At 67.1% G+C, this 15,146-nt stretch carries 17 protein-coding genes; 8 read left to right on the top strand and 9 right to left on the bottom strand.

The window, feature by feature from the left end:
* Positions 1 to 108 precede the first annotated feature (108 nt).
* The 7 genes from OJI97_RS03120 (at position 109) to OJI97_RS03090 (ending at position 7,186) form a co-directional block, all read left to right on the top strand.
* Positions 109 to 2,076 carry a heme lyase CcmF/NrfE family subunit gene (locus OJI97_RS03120; RefSeq protein WP_297661060.1) on the top strand — a complete coding sequence of 656 codons (1,968 nt, stop codon included), beginning with the start codon at positions 109 to 111 and terminating at the stop codon, positions 2,074 to 2,076.
* Positions 2,073 to 2,603: a DsbE family thiol:disulfide interchange protein gene (locus tag OJI97_RS03115; protein WP_297661059.1), complete on the top strand. Its 531-nt coding sequence runs from the start codon at positions 2,073 to 2,075 to the stop codon at positions 2,601 to 2,603. Before OJI97_RS03120 ends, OJI97_RS03115 begins: the two co-directional genes overlap by 4 nt.
* Before the next feature lie 113 nt (positions 2,604 to 2,716).
* A complete protein-coding gene (locus OJI97_RS03110; RefSeq protein WP_297661065.1) occupies positions 2,717 to 3,124 on the top strand; it encodes a cytochrome c-type biogenesis protein in 408 nt (135 codons plus the stop codon).
* Positions 3,121 to 3,771, top strand: a complete 651-nt coding sequence (locus tag OJI97_RS03105) for a tetratricopeptide repeat protein (RefSeq protein ID WP_297661057.1) — start codon at positions 3,121 to 3,123, stop codon at positions 3,769 to 3,771. Before OJI97_RS03110 ends, OJI97_RS03105 begins: the two co-directional genes overlap by 4 nt.
* 126 nt (positions 3,772 to 3,897) lie before the next feature.
* Positions 3,898 to 5,787 (top strand): potassium transporter Kup, encoded by a 1,890-nt coding sequence (locus OJI97_RS03100; RefSeq protein WP_297661063.1) that lies wholly within the window; start codon positions 3,898 to 3,900, stop codon positions 5,785 to 5,787.
* Positions 5,788 to 5,888: 101 nt separating this feature from the next.
* Positions 5,889 to 6,707 (top strand): hypothetical protein, encoded by an 819-nt coding sequence (locus OJI97_RS03095; protein ID WP_297661055.1) that lies wholly within the window; start codon positions 5,889 to 5,891, stop codon positions 6,705 to 6,707.
* Complete coding sequence (locus OJI97_RS03090; RefSeq protein WP_297661053.1) at positions 6,707 to 7,186, top strand: AHH domain-containing protein; 480 nt, start codon at positions 6,707 to 6,709, stop codon at positions 7,184 to 7,186. The genes OJI97_RS03095 and OJI97_RS03090 overlap by 1 nt, the downstream gene beginning before the upstream one ends.
* Here OJI97_RS03090 and OJI97_RS03085 read toward each other — a convergent pair.
* The 9 genes from OJI97_RS03085 to OJI97_RS03045 form a co-directional block, all read right to left on the bottom strand.
* Positions 7,183 to 8,154, bottom strand: a complete 972-nt coding sequence (locus OJI97_RS03085) for a nitronate monooxygenase family protein (RefSeq protein ID WP_297661051.1) — start codon at positions 8,152 to 8,154, stop codon at positions 7,183 to 7,185. The two genes, OJI97_RS03090 and OJI97_RS03085, sit on opposite strands and share 4 nt — an antisense overlap.
* 133 nt (positions 8,155 to 8,287) lie before the next feature.
* A complete protein-coding gene (locus tag OJI97_RS03080) occupies positions 8,288 to 8,485 on the bottom strand; it encodes a hypothetical protein (RefSeq protein ID WP_297661049.1) in 198 nt (65 codons plus the stop codon).
* Between the two features lie 25 nt (positions 8,486 to 8,510).
* Positions 8,511 to 8,663: a hypothetical protein gene (locus OJI97_RS03075; protein ID WP_297661047.1), complete on the bottom strand. Its 153-nt coding sequence runs from the start codon at positions 8,661 to 8,663 to the stop codon at positions 8,511 to 8,513.
* A 66-nt stretch (positions 8,664 to 8,729) separates the two neighbouring features.
* Positions 8,730 to 8,993 (bottom strand): translation initiation factor IF-1, encoded by a 264-nt coding sequence (gene infA, locus OJI97_RS03070; protein WP_297661045.1) that lies wholly within the window; start codon positions 8,991 to 8,993, stop codon positions 8,730 to 8,732.
* Between the two features lie 3 nt (positions 8,994 to 8,996).
* A complete protein-coding gene (locus OJI97_RS03065) occupies positions 8,997 to 9,203 on the bottom strand; it encodes a cold-shock protein (RefSeq protein ID WP_257543305.1) in 207 nt (68 codons plus the stop codon).
* A gap of 366 nt (positions 9,204 to 9,569) precedes the next feature.
* Positions 9,570 to 11,234, bottom strand: coding sequence for a 2-isopropylmalate synthase (leuA, locus tag OJI97_RS03060; RefSeq protein WP_297661042.1), 1,665 nt, complete (start codon positions 11,232 to 11,234; stop codon positions 9,570 to 9,572).
* A gap of 430 nt (positions 11,235 to 11,664) precedes the next feature.
* Positions 11,665 to 12,303, bottom strand: a complete 639-nt coding sequence (locus OJI97_RS03055) for a YceI family protein (protein WP_297661040.1) — start codon at positions 12,301 to 12,303, stop codon at positions 11,665 to 11,667.
* Between the two features lie 54 nt (positions 12,304 to 12,357).
* On the bottom strand, positions 12,358 to 12,795 hold the full coding sequence (locus OJI97_RS03050) for a hypothetical protein (protein ID WP_297661038.1): 438 nt from the start codon (positions 12,793 to 12,795) through the stop codon (positions 12,358 to 12,360).
* 244 nt (positions 12,796 to 13,039) lie between these two features.
* Positions 13,040 to 14,299 (bottom strand): adenosylmethionine--8-amino-7-oxononanoate transaminase, encoded by a 1,260-nt coding sequence (locus OJI97_RS03045; protein WP_297661036.1) that lies wholly within the window; start codon positions 14,297 to 14,299, stop codon positions 13,040 to 13,042.
* Between the two features lie 170 nt (positions 14,300 to 14,469).
* Between OJI97_RS03045 and OJI97_RS03040 the strand changes: the two genes are divergently transcribed.
* Complete coding sequence (locus tag OJI97_RS03040) at positions 14,470 to 15,009, top strand: hypothetical protein (RefSeq protein WP_297661034.1); 540 nt, start codon at positions 14,470 to 14,472, stop codon at positions 15,007 to 15,009.
* Positions 15,010 to 15,146 lie beyond the last annotated feature (137 nt).

Below are 15,146 nucleotides of genomic sequence, written 5' to 3'. Positions count from 1 at the left end.
CCCGGACTTGATCCGGGGTCCCGCTCAGCGACGTTGGAAAAGCGGGACCCCGGATCAAGTCCGGGGTGACGAGGTAGGGGTTAGGTGCGAGCATAAAGGTGAGGTCGCATGATCGCCGAACTTGGCCTTGCCCTCCTGTGGATCGCGGCGGCGCTCGCCTGCCTGTCGCTCGTTGCGGGCATCCTCTATGTCCGCACTGGCAAGGACGATCTCGCGGCGCTGGTGCGGCCGGCGAGCGTCGCACAGGGGGTGCTGACCGCCGTCGCCTTCCTGCTGCTCATCACCCTGTTCGTGCGATCCGACATGTCGGTCGAGCTCGTCGTGCGCAACAGCCACAGCCTGAAGCCGATGCTGTTCAAGGTGGCGGGGGCGTGGGGCAATCACGAAGGATCGATGCTGCTGTGGCTGACGATCCTGGGCCTGTCGGGCGCGCTTGTCGCGATCTTCGAGAAACGGCTGCGCAAGGACACGCTCGTCGCGACGCTCGCGGCGCAGGCGGCGCTCAGCCTCGGCTTCTTCGCGTTCCTGCTTTTCTCGTCGAATCCGTTCAAGCGGCTGCCCGTCGCGCCGCCCGACGGGCAGGGGCTCAACCCGCTGCTCCAGGACCCCGGCCTCGCCTTTCATCCGCCGACGCTCTACATCGGCTATGTCGGGATTTCGGTCGCCTTCAGCTTCGCGGTCGGGGCGCTGATCACGCGCGAGATCGGCCCCGCCTTCGCGCGCGCGATGCGGCCGTGGGTGCTGGGGAGCTGGATTTTCCTGACGCTGGGGATCACGGCGGGCAGTTACTGGGCCTATTATGAGCTCGGCTGGGGCGGCTGGTGGTTCTGGGATCCGGTCGAAAATGTGTCGCTGATCCCGTGGCTCGCGGGTGCCGCCTTGCTCCATTCGGTGAGCGTCACCGCGACGCGCAACGCGCTGCGCGCGTGGACGGTGATGCTCGCGGTGATCGCTTTCTCGATGTCGATGGTCGGCACCTTCATCGTCCGGTCGGGGCTGCTCACCAGCGTTCACAGCTTCGCGGTCGATCCCGAACGCGGCACCTTCCTGCTCGCATTGATGTTCATCTATATCGGCGGCGCGCTGACCCTCTTCGCGTTCCGGGCAGGCGCGGTCGCCGAGGGCAAGAAATTCGCGCTGCTGAGCCGCGAGGGATCGCTGGTCATCAACAATCTGCTGCTGACGACGATCCTCGCGCTCGTGCTGCTCGGCACTCTCTATCCGATCGTCGCCGAGGCGATGGGGGAGAAGATTTCGGTCGGCCCGCCCTATTACAACAAGGTCGCGGGGCCGCTGGCGCTGATCCTCTGCCTCGTCATGGTGACGGGGCCGCTGCTGAGCTGGCGCAGGGACGACGGCAAGAAGCTCTGGTCGCGCTTGCCGGTCGCGGTGCTGGCGGCGATGATCGTGCTGTTCGGGCTGGTCCTGTTCGGGGGCAAGGTCGGGGTGCTGCCGTTGCTCGGCATGACGGTCGCGGGGCTGGTCGGGGTCGCGAGCCTCGCGCCCCTCTGGGGCCGCAACCTCCGCCGCACGCCGTTGCCGACGTGGGGCATGGTGATCGCGCATTTCGGGGTCGCCGTCGCGCTGGCCGGGATGGGCGCCGAAAGCGCCTTCATCAAGGAACGGCTCGTCGCCGCGGCGCCGGGCGAGACGGTGACGGTCGGCGATTTCTCGGTAAAATTTGCAGGCGTCAAGCCGATCGCGGGGCCGAACTATACGGCGATCGAGGGCACGCTGATCGCGACGACGCCGTCGGGTGCCTCCTTCACGCTCCATCCCGCGGCGCGGACCTTTCCCGGGCTGATGGGCGGGCCGCCGACCGAGACCAATGAAGCGGCCTTGCTGACGCGGCCGGGCGGGCAGCTTTACGCGGTGCTGGGGCAGCCGGTGACCGGACCCGACGGAACCGCCGACCGCTATCAGCTTCGCCTGTGGTGGAAGCCGCTGGTGTGGTGGATATGGCTCGGCGGGGCGCTGATCGCGATCGGCGCGGCGCTGTCGCTGCTCGGGCGCGCGCAACTGCTCGAAATCTGGCGCGCGCGCCGCGCTCGCAAAGCGCAGGAGCGTTTCGCATGAGAAGCCGCTGGGTCCTGTTCGTGCCGCTGGCGATGATGGCGCTGCTGTTCGGCGCCTTCATCTATCGCCTGACGGTGCCGAACGACACGCTGATCCAGTCGCAATGGATCGACAAGCCGATGCCCTTGTTCGACCTGCCGCCCGCGGCCGCGGGGATCGAGGGGCTGAAGAGCAGCCAGCTCGCCGACGGCAAGCCGCGGCTGGTCAATGTCTTCGCGAGCTGGTGCATCCCGTGCCGTGCCGAGGCGCCGCAGCTCGAAGCGCTGAAGGCCGCGGGCGTGCCGATCGACGGCATCGCGATCCGCGACCGGCCCGAGGATGTCGCGCAGTTCCTGCGGGAAAACGGCAATCCGTTCGAGCGGATCGGCTCGGACGTGCAGAGCAGCGTGCAGATCGCGCTTGGATCGTCGGGGGTTCCCGAAACCTTCCTGATCGACGGCAAGGGGATTATTCGCGAGCAGATTCAGGGCGTGATCCTCGCCGATCAGGTGCCCGAGATCGTCGCCAAGCTGGAGAAGATGAAGTGAGGGACAAGCCGGACCTCTCTTCGTGCGTCCCCGCGAAGGCGGGGACCCAGGGCGTTCTTGTGCTGCGGTTGCTCCTTGCCGCTCTGGGCCCCCGCCTTCGCGGGGGAACGCTTCTGTTGTTGGCAGCGTTCATCACGCCCGCCACCGCGCAGGATCGTCTGCCGCCCGCGCCCTATGCCTATCAGCAGCTTCGCGATCCGGCCGAGGAGGCGAAGGCGAAGGCGCTGATGGAGACGCTGCGCTGTCTCGTCTGTCAGGGGCAGTCGATCGCCGACAGCGACGCGCCGCTCGCGGGCGACATGCGGCACGAGGTGCGCACCAAGATCGCGGCGGGCGAAAGCCCCGATGCGATCCGCAAATGGCTCGTCGCGCGCTATGGAAACTGGGTGAGCTATGACCCGCCCTTCGATGCGGCGACCGCGCTGCTGTGGCTGGGACCGCTGCTGTTCCTCGCGCTCGGCGGCTGGCTCGCCTTCGGGCGCTTCCGGCGCGGCGAAGCGGACGGGGAGGGCGAGGCATGATCTGGCTCTGGATATTGCTTGCAGCCGCGCTGACCATCCTCGGCATCTTCTGGCTCGGCCGCTTGCCTGCCGCATCGCGGCCGCTTGCGGGCGCGGCGGTGATGCTGGGGCTCGCCGGCTATGCCTTGCAGGGCAGTCCAGCGCTGCCCGGCCAGCCGGTCGCGAAAGCAGCCGAGCCCGACGGATTCGGCGAAGCGATCACCGACCGCCAGCAGGGGATGGCCAATCGCTTCGGCCCGGCGGCGCAATGGATCGGCATGTCCGACGGCTTCATGCGCACCGGCAAGACAGAACTTGCGGCGCAGACGCTCGAAAAGGGGATCGAGCGCTATCCCGACAATGTCGATCTGTGGGTCGGGCTCGGCAATGCGCTTGTCGCGCATGGTGGCGGGGTGATGTCGCCCGCGGCGGCGCTTGCCTTCGACGAGGCAGCGAAGCGCGATCCCAGCCATCCGGCGCCGCCTTTCTTCGCGGGGCTGGCGATGGCGCAGAGCGGCGACCTGAAAGGCGCCGAGGCGGTTTGGAACCGGCTTTTGCAGCGCTCGCCCGCCGACGCGCCGTGGCGGCCCGACCTCGAAATGCGGCTGACGCAGCTTCGCCAGGCGTTGGGGCCCGAACTGCCGCCCGAGTCGCCGGCCGGGCCCTGAGGCGCGTCCCGATTTGGAACCTATTATCCTTCCGCGGGCTCGTCTAAAGCGCGCGCCATGACTGCCGAGTCGCACCAAGCGGCCGGCGACGCCACCCGCGCCGCCCCCGCCGCCTCCATCGCCCATATGGGCCACGGCCATCAGGGCGACAGCAAGCTGAAGCTTGCCGTCGGCGCGGTCGGCGTCGTGTTCGGCGACATCGGCACGAGCCCGCTCTATGCGTTCCGCGAAACCTTCGCCGGCCATCATTCGATCGAGGTCGACCGGCTGCACATCTATGGCGTGCTGAGCCTCGTCTTCTGGTCGATGATGCTCGTCGTGACCTTCAAATATGTGCTGACGATCATGAAGGCCGACAACAAGGGCGAGGGGGGCAGCCTCGCGCTGCTCGCGCTGATCAGCCGCTCGTCGGAGGGCAAGCGCTGGACCTGGCCGATCGTGCTGCTCGGCGTGTTCGCGACCGCGCTCTTCTATGGCGACTCGATGATCACTCCGGCGATGTCGGTGCTGTCGGCGACCGAAGGCCTGCAATATGTGAGCCGGGGGTTCGAGCCCTATATCGTGCCGATCGCGCTTGCGATCCTGATCGGGCTTTTCGCGATCCAGTCGCGCGGGACGGCAAAGGTCGGGATGCTCTTCGGCCCGATCATGCTCTGTTATTTTCTGATGCTCGCGATTCTGGGGGTGACGCATATCGTCGATCATCCGTCGATCGTGATGCACACGCTCAACCCGATCAACGCGTTGCGCTTCTTCTGGCTCGACGGCTTCACCGCCTTCGTCGCGCTCGGCGCGGTGGTGCTCGCGGTGACGGGGGCGGAGGCGCTCTATGCCGACATGGGGCATTTCGGGCGCGCGCCGATCGGGCTGTCGTGGCTCTGCTTCGTGCTGCCCGCGCTGATGCTCAATTACATGGGGCAGGGCGCGATGGTGCTCGCGGGCGAGGTCGCACCGACCGCGCAGCTCATCCAGGACCCCTTCTTCCTGATGATGCCCGAGGCGTGGAAAGTGCCGGTGGTGCTGCTCGCGATGCTCGCGACGATCATCGCCAGCCAGGCGGTGATCTCGGGCGCCTTCTCGCTCACCCAGCAGGCGATCCAGCTCGGCTTCATGCCGCGTCTGCGCGTCGACCACACCAGCGCCTCGGCGCAGGGGCAGATCTATATCCCCGTGGTCAACTGGGGGCTGATGGTGATGGTCATCCTGCTCGTCCTCTTCTTCGGATCGTCGAGCAACCTTGCGGCCGCCTATGGTATCGCGGTGACGGGGGCGATGTTCATCGACACCTGCCTGATGAGCGTCGTGCTGTTCGTGCTGTGGCGCTGGCCGGCGTGGAAGGCGATCCCGATCCTCGCCGTCTTCTTCATCGTCGACATCGCCTATCTCGGCGCCAACCTGATCAAGGTGCCCGACGGTGGCTGGGTGCCGCTGGCGATCGGCCTGACCATCTTCACCATGCTGACGACCTGGTCGCGCGGGCGCAAGCTGATGCAGCAGGAAATGGCCGAGGGCGCGATGCCGATCCCGGTGTTCGTGAAATCGGCCGCGAACAGCGCGACGCGGGTGCCGGGGACCGCGGTGTTCATGACCTCCTCGTCCGACGGGGTGCCGCACGCGCTGCTCCATAACCTCAAGCACAACAAGGTGCTGCACGAACGCATCATCCTGCTGACGATCAAGATCGCCGACGTGCCTTTCGTGCAGGAAGAGCGGCTCTGCCAGCTCGACGACCTGGGGCAGGGATTCCACCGGCTGGTGCTGAACTACGGCTTCATGCAGCCGGTCGACGTTCCCGAGGCGTTGAAGCGCGTCACCGGCTGCGGCGGCGAGTTCAAGATGCTCGAGACGAGCTTCTTCCTGTCGCGCCAGACGCTGATCGCCGCGAGCAAGCCGGGTATGCCGATCTGGCGCGAGAAACTCTTCGCCTGGATGCTGCGCAACTCGGAAAGCGCGATGGAATATTTCCGCCTGCCGACGAACCGTGTGGTCGAACTGGGGAGTCAGGTCGCGATCTGACGTTCGCCGGGTTAACTTACCGCAATGTCAGAATAAGCGTTTGAACATTCGGACAAGTCTTGCGATGCAGGATCGATCCCTCGGGCAGGGCGACCAGCGACATGCGGACGGAGAGCAGCAACAGGCCGATCATGCCGGTGGTGCCGGAACCCTTTGCGCTGATCGTCGGGAGAATGGACGACGGCGGCGAAGCCGGATTCCTGGGCGCGCTCCGCCGCATGGGGCTTCGCCCCGAAACCGTGACGACGAAGGATAGGCGCGCCGAGGCGTCACTGATTCGCGTGCGGTTCGGATCGACCTCGGCGCTGATCGGGCGTGCGTCGGCCTATGCGCTCGACCTCGCCGATCCGTTGCACCCCGCGACCAGCCAGCTCGCATCGCGCCTGGACGAGACATGGCGCGATGCGGGGCGTGTGTGGGCGGTGATTCCGGAGGCGGCAGGAGGCCCCGATACCGCCGGGAATCTGGCGATGCGCTTGCGCGAGTTCTTCAAGGCGATGGTGCTGCTGATCGACCTGTTCGACGCGAGCCATATTTTCTGGGCGCCTGCACGGTTGTGGACCGACGCGCCCCAGTTCCGCAATGCGATCGCCGAGATGCTGGCGAGCGGGATGCCGCCGGTGCTGCATCTGATCGCCTTTCGCCGCAGCGATGCGCCCGGCGGCGCGATCGTCCGCACCCGGGGGCTGGCGCTGTTCGGCGGGCAGGAGGTCGAGGGGCGGATTCCCGCGGGCTGGACGGTCGCCGAAATGGTCCGGCGGCTGGCGCGGCTGGCGCTCGACATCCTGTTGAATGGCCCGGTCGCCGCGCCGCGGCGGCTCCGCGGTCTCGACCCCGGCGAGTGGGTGTCGTTGACCCCGGTGGCGGATGAAGCGGACGGGAGCGGCACCGTCCGCGTGGAATTCGGCAGCGACCTTTGATGGCGGGGCGCTGGTGGCAAGGCGCACCGCCGCCCCGTGCCGGTTTCCAGCGCCACCATCTGATCCCGGTCGGATTGTTGCGGCGGCCGCAAATGGCGGCGATGTTCGATCAACTGCGCGCCGATGGCTTTGCGCTGCACCGCTTCGACCGCAACGGGTTGATGCTGCCGGCGTGCGAGAGCGCGGCGCTGTCGTCGGGCCATGCGCTCCATCGCGGGCCGCACCGCGATTACAACGATGTGCTGGCGGCACGGGTCGAGCGGATTCGCGCCCATTTCGCGTTGCAGGCGCCCGCCGATCCCGGCGCCGCGCGGCGGACCGCGACGATGCGGCTGCGCCTGTTGCAGGACGTGATGCGGCGGGCGCTGACCGACCGGCACGGCGGTGCCTTCTGGCTCAACCGCCGCGACCCGATGCGGCTGTTCGCCGACCGCCCCTATCTCGACGACGCGATCGGGCGGCTGTTCGGTGGGGTTTAGAGCCGGACTTTCGCCTCAAGCTCGCGGCGCGCGGCGATATATTGCGCTTCGAGCTCGGCGACGAAATCGGCGACCGGGCGCACGCCGCGGATCGCGCCGATCCCCTGGCCCGATCCCCAGATGTCCTTCCACGCCTTCGCCTTGGTGTTGCCGCCCGAGCCGAAATTCATCGTCTTGAGGTCGCCTTCGGGCAGCGCGTCGGGGTCCATTCCCGCCGCGACGATCGACTGGCGGAGATAATTGCCGTGAACGCCGGTGAAGAGGTTGGAATAGACGATGTCGGCGGCGCGCCCCTCGACGATGCCGTTTTTGTAGCCGTCCTCGGCATTGGCCTCGGCGGTCGCGATGAAGGCGCTGCCGATATAGGCGAGGTCGGCGCCGCAGGCCTGCGCGGCGAGGATCGAGCGGCCGTGGCCGATCGCCCCCGACAGCGCGACGGGGCCGTCGAACCATTCGCGGATTTCCTGGATCAGCGCGAAGGGCGACTGGCGGCCGGCATGGCCGCCCGCGCCCGCCGCGACCGGGATCAGCCCGTCGGCGCCCTTTTCGACCGCCTTGCGCGCAAAGCGATCGTCGATGACGTCGTGCAGGGTGATGCCGCCCCAGCCATGCACCGCCTGATTGAGCTCCTCACGCGCACCGAGCGAGGTGATGGTGATCGGCACCTTCCATTTTTCGCAGGTCGCGATGTCGGCTTCGAGCCGGTCGTTCGATTTATGGACGATCTGGTTGACCGCGAAGGGGGCCGACAGGCGGTCGGGGTTGGCGCGGTCCCACGCCGCAAGCTCCTCGGTGATCCGGTGCAGCCATTCGTCGAGCAGCGACTGCGGGCGGGCGTTCAGGGCGGGAAAGCTGCCGACCACCCCCGCCTTGCACTGGGCGATGACGAGGTCTGGACCCGACACGATGAACAGCGGCGATCCGATGACGGGCAGGCGCAGGCGGTCGAAGATCGGGGGAAGGGCCATGAATCAGTCTCTCCGGTTGCGGTTTGAAACTGACCTTAACGTAAACGGAAGGTCACGCAAGAGAGGATGGCATAGCGATAATGTCAGGGCCGCGGGGCGAAGCGTGAGGGAGGCCGCGGACGGCCCGCGGCGCTCAACCCTGCGCCGCGGTGGCGGCGTGCCGGTCCTTTTCGGCGCGCAGCCGTTCGGCGTCGAGCAGCTTGTCGGCCATCGCCTGCCACGCCGCGGCGGCGCGCAGGTTGCGGTCGCGGACCTGGGTCAGCGGCGAGGTTTCGGCCTCCGCCGTGCATTTTTCGGCCTGGGCGAGATAGAAATCGATGGTGGCCGACACGGCGGCGCCTCCTTTCAGCTTTGGGTCAATCGACCATGTCGGCGATGATACGCCGAAGCTCGCGGCGCGACAGCGTCGGGCGGCGGCGGCGCGGCAGGATCGCCGTCTGCGCCTTTCCGGCCAGCGACAGTGCGGGCAGAGCGGGGAAAATCGAGTTGTTGTTGATCATAGTCATCATCTTTATCTTTGATTTTAAGTGTTTTGGTTGTTGGAAGCCGGCGCGGTTCCGCACCGGCTCCTGCGGTCAAAGCCCGCGCCGTTTGCGCTGGCTGGGGGGAACCGGCCCGCTCCCGCGTTCGCGGTAGACGAGGCGGCCCTTGGTCAGGTCATAAGGCGTCATTTCGACGCGGACGGCGTCGCCGACGACCGACCGGATGCGGAAACGCCGCATCCGGCCAGCCGTATAGACGATCACACGGTGCCCGTTTTCGAGCACGACGCCGAAGCGTCCGTCGGGCAGGATCTCGTCGATCTGCCCGTCGAAGGTCATCAATTCCTCTTTGGCCAAGGGTCAGGCCGACTGGAGGTTGATCGCCGAAGTCTTGCCGTTACGGCCGGTTTCGAGGTCGTAGGAAACGCGCTGATCCTTGTTCAGCGTGGTCATCCCGGCGCTCTGGACGGCAGTGATATGGACGAAATTGTCGCCCGAGCCGTCCTCATTCTCGATGAAGCCATAGCCCTTGTCCTGGCTGAAAAATTTGACGGTGCCGATCGGCATGATGGTTTTCCTTTCACGAAAAACAAAGAGGGTTCCCCCGGCAGGAAGCGCCGGCGGAGCTGGTAGCGTGTGAAGGGAAGAATCCGCCGCAGGACGCCAGGTCCAAGGACATCAAATTTCCGTCGCAGGCGACGTTAGCGGCGCCGATATGGGGGATTGGGTCCGAAAAGTCAAGGTTATGGGCTGTTTCCACGACCTTCGTCATTCCCGCGTAAGCGGGAACCCGAGTGCGACGTTGGGATACAGCGCTGCCGCGCTGGTTGTTCGCCACGCTGGGTTCCCGCTTGCGCGGGAATGACGAAGGTGGGGTAGTGGCTGTTCCCCACCCCAGAGCAGACGACGGTCTGGCGCTCGCGGGGAGGGGGCTCAGGCGCCGTTCGCAGCCGACAAGATCGCCCGCACGCTTGCCGTCGCGACGTCGGTGTCCAGCCCGCAGCCGAACAGGCTCTTCCCGTCCGCCGTCCGGCATTCGACGTACGCCGCGGCCTGTACGTTGCTGCCCTGGCCGATCGCGTGTTCGCTGTAGTCGACGATGTCGAGCAGCGGGCCGCCGCTCTCGGCGAGCGCGGCGACGACGCTGCTCATCAGGCCGTTGCCGCGGCCGCTGACGCTGCGTTCGGCGCCGTCGATGGTGAGCTTGCCGGCGAAGATGCGGTCGGCGCCGCTGTGGGTTTCGGCCCAGTCGACGAGTTGGAAGCGCTTGCCGCTCTCGGCGAGATAGGTGCGCTCGAACGCCTGCCAGATGTCGTCGGCGCCGAGTTCGCGGCTCGTTTCGTCGGCGACGGCCTGGACGACGTGGCTGAAGCTTGCCTGCATCTTCTTGGGCAGTTTCAGGCCCTTGTCCTGTTCGAGCACCCAGGCGACGCCGCCCTTGCCCGACTGGCTGTTGACGCGGATCACCGCTTCGTAGCTGCGGCCGAGATCGGCGGGGTCGATGGGGAGGTAAGGGACTTCCCACTTCTCGTCGTTCTGGCGTTCGCGCGCGGCGAAGCCCTTCTTGATCGCATCCTGATGGCTGCCCGAGAAAGCGGTGTAGACCAGCTCGCCGCCATAGGGGTGGCGCGGGTGGACGGGCAAATTGTTGCAATATTCGACCGTCTGGATGACCTCGTCGATGTTCGAGAAGTCGAGCTGCGGGTCGACGCCCTGCGTGTACATGTTGAGCGCGACGGTGACGAGGCAGGTGTTGCCGGTGCGCTCGCCATTGCCGAACAGGCAGCCCTCGACGCGGTCGGCGCCCGCGAGCAGGCCGAGCTCGGCCGCCGCGACGCCGGTGCCGCGGTCGTTGTGGGTGTGCAAGGATATGATCGCGCGGTCGCGGTTCGGCAGGTTCTTGCAGAAATATTCGATCTGGTCGGCGTAGATGTTCGCCGTCGCCGCCTCGACCGTCGCGGGCAGGTTGAGGATGATCGGGTTTTCGGCGGTCGGTTGGAGGATCTCCATCACCGCCTCGCAGCAGGCGATGCTGAAATCGAGCTCGGCGGTCGAGAAGGTTTCGGGGCTGTATTCGAAGCGCCAGTTCGTTTGCGGGAGGCGCGCGGCATTGTCGCGGAGCTGCTTCGCACCCTCGATCGCGATTTGCTTGATCTCGTCCATCTCCATGCCGAAGACGATCTTGCGCCACGCGGGGCTGACCGCGTTATAGACGTGGACGATCGCGGTCTTGGCGCCCGCGAGGCTGTCGAAGCTGGTGCGGATCAGGTCGGCGCGGCTCTGCGTCAGTACCTGCGGCGTGACGTCGTCGGGGATACGGCCCGAGCGGACGAGGTTCTGGATATAGTCGAAATCGGTCGCGCCGCTGGCGGGGAAGCCGACCTCGATCTCCTTGAACCCGCTTTTGACGAGCAGGTCGAAGAAGCGGGTCTTCTTTTCGGCGTCCATCGGGTCGATCAGCGACTGGTTGCCGTCGCGCAGGTCGGTAGAGAGCCAGATCGGCGCCTGGGTGGTGACGCGGCCGGGCCATTCGCGGTTCGCCAGGGGAACCTGCGGGAAGGCCGAATATTTGACCGAGGGGTCGCGGAGCATGGTCATGGGAAAACTTCTTCTGCTGTCGGTTGCTATGCTGTGTCGATCGGACCCTTGAGCGGGTGGCCGCGACTAGCGCGCAGCCAGTGTCACGCCCAAGGGCGTGTAAGTCGCAGAAGAAGAAGGGCGTTGCCGCGCATGGCCGACCCCATGATGCAAAATGCCCTGCGATGCAAGCGGAAGCTGCGAAAATTTCGCGGGATGGGCGCGACATCCACGTTCGTCATTCTCGCGCAAGCGGGAACCCGGTTCTTCACCTTATCTTCGTGCCTTTGCGCCTTTGCGTGAGGTTTTTCCGGTTTCACGCAAAGGCGCAAAGGCGCGAAGAAAGAGGGCTGGCGCGGGTGTTCGGTCGCCGGTTCGGATGCAGCGCTACCGCGCCGGTTCTTCGTTTCGCTGGGTTCCCGCTTTCGCGGGAATGACGAAAGTTATGGCGCTATTGCTTCTCGAACGCCGCGTGGATTTCGAGCTCGACCTCGTCGCCGACCATCGGGACGCCGAAGCCGAGGCCGAAGTCGCTGCGGCGGATCGTCGCTTCGGCCTCGAAGCCGACGGTCTGCTTGCCGCCCATCGCGCCGGCGCCGTGGAAATCAACGTCGAGCGTCACCGGGCGGGTGACGCCGTTGAGGGTGAGGTCGCCGGTGACCTTTGCCTCGTCGCCGTCGTCATCGAGGACGACGCGGGTCGAGACGAAGCGGGCGTCGGCGGGTGTGGGGCCGAAGAAATCGGGCTTGGCGTCGTCCTTGCCGGGGCGGAGCAGGTGGCCGGTGAGGCCCGCGCTCGCGGTGGTGACCTTGGCGATCGGGATCGTCACGTCGACCTTCGCCGCGGCGGGATTGGCGGGATCGAGGACGAGCGTGCCGGTGACGTCGCCGAAAATGCCGGTGTAGTTGCTGAAGCCGAGGTGATCGAGTTTCCAGACGACCATCGTGTGATTGGGATCGGCGGCGTAGGTGCCCGCGGTGACGCGGCTCCGGTCGGGGGCGCCGGGCGCGCTCGCGGGCGGCTGGGCGATGACGGCGGGCACCGCGACGGCGGCGAGCAGGACGGCGGCGAGGGGAGCGAAGCGGCGCATGGGGGAACCTCCTGTTTGGGGGAGGCGCAGGCTAGGCGAACGACAGGGGCAGCGTCAATTCTGTGCGGCGGCGGCGGCGCCCTTTTTCGCGGCGCCCATCGCGCGGCGCTCGGCGAACCACTGGCGGAGCGCGGCGGCGGTGCAGCCGGTGTAGCCGTAGCTGCCGACCGGCGAGCAACTGTTCGGCCGGCTCGCCGCGGCCGCCCCGTAAGTATTGCCCTCGACCGCCGAAGCCCAGGAGCCGCCGCCGACGGCATTATCCTCTTCCTTGTGGCGCAGCGCCTTGGGGACGCGATAGCGGTCGGATTCGGGCTGCTGCGCGCAGACGACGATCTCGTCCTCCTTCGGTTCGGGGCAGGGTTCGTTGCCGTAGGTGTAGAGCACCGACACGCGTTCGGGGGGAGAGCCGGTCTGGGCCAGATCCTCGTCCTGCGCGTGCGCCGGCGCGGCGAGCGCGAAGAGGAGAACGAGAAACGGGGCGGGTCTTTTCATTATGTGCATTCCCTGACGACCGTCCCCTGCGGGCCGGTATAGGCGGCGAAGATGAACCTCAGCCGAATTGGGGGCGGCTTAAGGCGGATGTAAACCATTCCCCTCCCTGAAAGGGAGGGGTTAGGGGTGGGTAGCGAGCGTAGCGAGCCGGAAGAAAGAGCGCCGCCTTCGGCGGCCACCCACCCCCGACCCCTCCCTTTCAGGGAGGGGAGAGAACGGCACCTTCTAGAATGCTGTCGCGGCGTCAAAGATCGTCCAGCGACGCTCCTATCGCCCCCCATACCTGCGCCAGTTCGTCGCGCGTGATGCAATAGGGGGGCATGACGTAGACGGTGTTGCCGAGCGGGCGGAGGAGGACGCCGCGGTCGCGGTAATGGGCGATCAGGCGGGGGGCGAGCGCCGAGAGATAGCCCGCGTCCGGAGCGACGATGTCGAAGGCGGCGATCGTGCCGAGGCGGCGGAGGTTTTGCGCGCGCGGGTCGGATGCCAGCATCGCCAGGTGCGCGGCCTGCGCGTCGGCGAGGGCGTCGATGCGCTGCTGGACGGGCTCGTCACGCCAGATGGAGAGATTGGCGACCGCGGCGGCGCAGGCGATCGGGTTCGCGGTGTAGCTCGACGAATGATAGAAGGTCTTCGCGCGGTCGGTCGAGAGATGCGCGGCGAAGATCGGCTCGTTGCACAAGGTCACCGCGAGCGGGATCGCGCCGCCGGTCAGCCCTTTCGACAGGCAGACGATATCGGGGATCACCCCCGCCTGGTCGCAGGCGAAGCGGGTGCCGGTGCGGCCCCAGCCGGTCATCACCTCGTCGGCGATGAAGAGGACGCCGTGGCGGGCGCAGATCGCGCGCATTTCGGCGAGCACCCAGGCGGGATAGATCAGCATGCCGCCGGCGCCGAGAATCAAAGGCTCGACGATGAAGGCGGCCGGCTTTTCAGCGCAGGCGGCTTCGAGCGCGTCGAGCGCGGCCTGCTCCTGCCCTTCGTGCGGGAAGGGGATGGTGCCGACGTCGAACAGCAAAGGCTGCCACGCGCGGTTGTAGACGCCGCGCTCGCCGACCGACATCGCACCGATCGTGTCGCCGTGATAGCTGTGCTCCATCACCAGGATGCGGCTGCGTGCTTCGCCGATGTTGAACCAGTAGCCGAGCGCCATCTTGAGCGCGACCTCGACGCTGGTCGAGCCCGAGTCCGAGAAGAATACGCGGGTGAGCGGATCGGGGGTGATGCGGATCAGCTCGGCGGCGAGCGTTTCGGCGGGCTCGTGCGTCCAGCCCGCGAAAATGAGCTGGTCGAGCTTTTCCGACTGTTCGCGGATCGCGGCCATGATGCGCGGGTGCGCGTGGCCGTGCGTCGTGACCCACCAGCTCGAGATGGCGTCGATCCAGGATCGGCCGTCGGCGCCGTAGAGCCGCGCGCCCTCGCCGCGGGCGATCAGCGGGATCGGCTCGCCGAGGCCGTGCTGGGTGAAAGGGTGCCAGATCGGGGAGGTCGCGCTGTCGGTCATGATGCGCCCCTACACAAGTTCGCGGCGTGGGCGAAGACAGTGCGTCCGGTTTCGCCGGTTTGCACCATCCGGCGTATCGCGGACACGGCGGGCCGGATTGCCGCTTCCCTTTTTCAACAGCCCGCCCCTAGGCCGAGAGAAGGGGGGATGAGGATGCAGGAGCGAGGTTCATGGGCGCCCTTCCGGCCGGCAACGGAAACATATCGCGCGACGCACCGCCGCGCGGCGCATCTCCGCACGGAGGAGCGGCAACCGCCGCCGATCTCGCGCTGGGTCTTCAGCTTTGCCGCGCGGGGCTATTGTCGCTGACGCGGCTGCAACTCGCGGTCGAACGCGGCGACCGGCCGCGCGTAATGGAGGCGGTCGACGATCTGCACGCGCTCGATGTCAGTATCGGACGCACGGTCGATGCGCTGCCGGTCGCGCCGGCCGACGAGCGGCTGGCGGCGGTCGCGCGGCGCCTTCAGGAGGAGAAGATGGCGCTCGCTTTCGAGAAACTGGCGCTTGCAAGCGGCGTCAGCGGGCCGGCGCTGTCGTCGGGGCCGTCGCGGCGCGCCGGGAGCGGTGCGGCACGGGACGCCGAAGCCGTTGCCGATTGGCCGGTTCGGGAGCGCCGGGCGGCCGGGCGATGGGCGGGCCATGCGCTGCGGGCGGCGGTTTTCCTTGTGGTTGCCGCGGGGACGGTCGGGGTGCTGGTGGCGGCGCTTTAAGAGGGGCGAGCGGCGTGATTCAGATTTCGAGCGCTTTCGCTTTGCTCTAGAGATTTTGGGGATTCAGCTTTCAGTTGTCCGATTATGGAAAAACTTGTTCCCCCGCGAAGGCGGGGGTCCAGAGCGGGCTGGGGCTG

It is taken from the genome of Sphingopyxis sp. (assembly GCF_025869345.1).
In the GTDB taxonomy this organism is placed as follows: Bacteria; Pseudomonadota; Alphaproteobacteria; order Sphingomonadales; family Sphingomonadaceae; genus Sphingopyxis.
The sequence above is the reverse complement of the archived record's forward strand: the minus strand, read 5'-3'. Positions and strand labels throughout refer to the sequence as shown.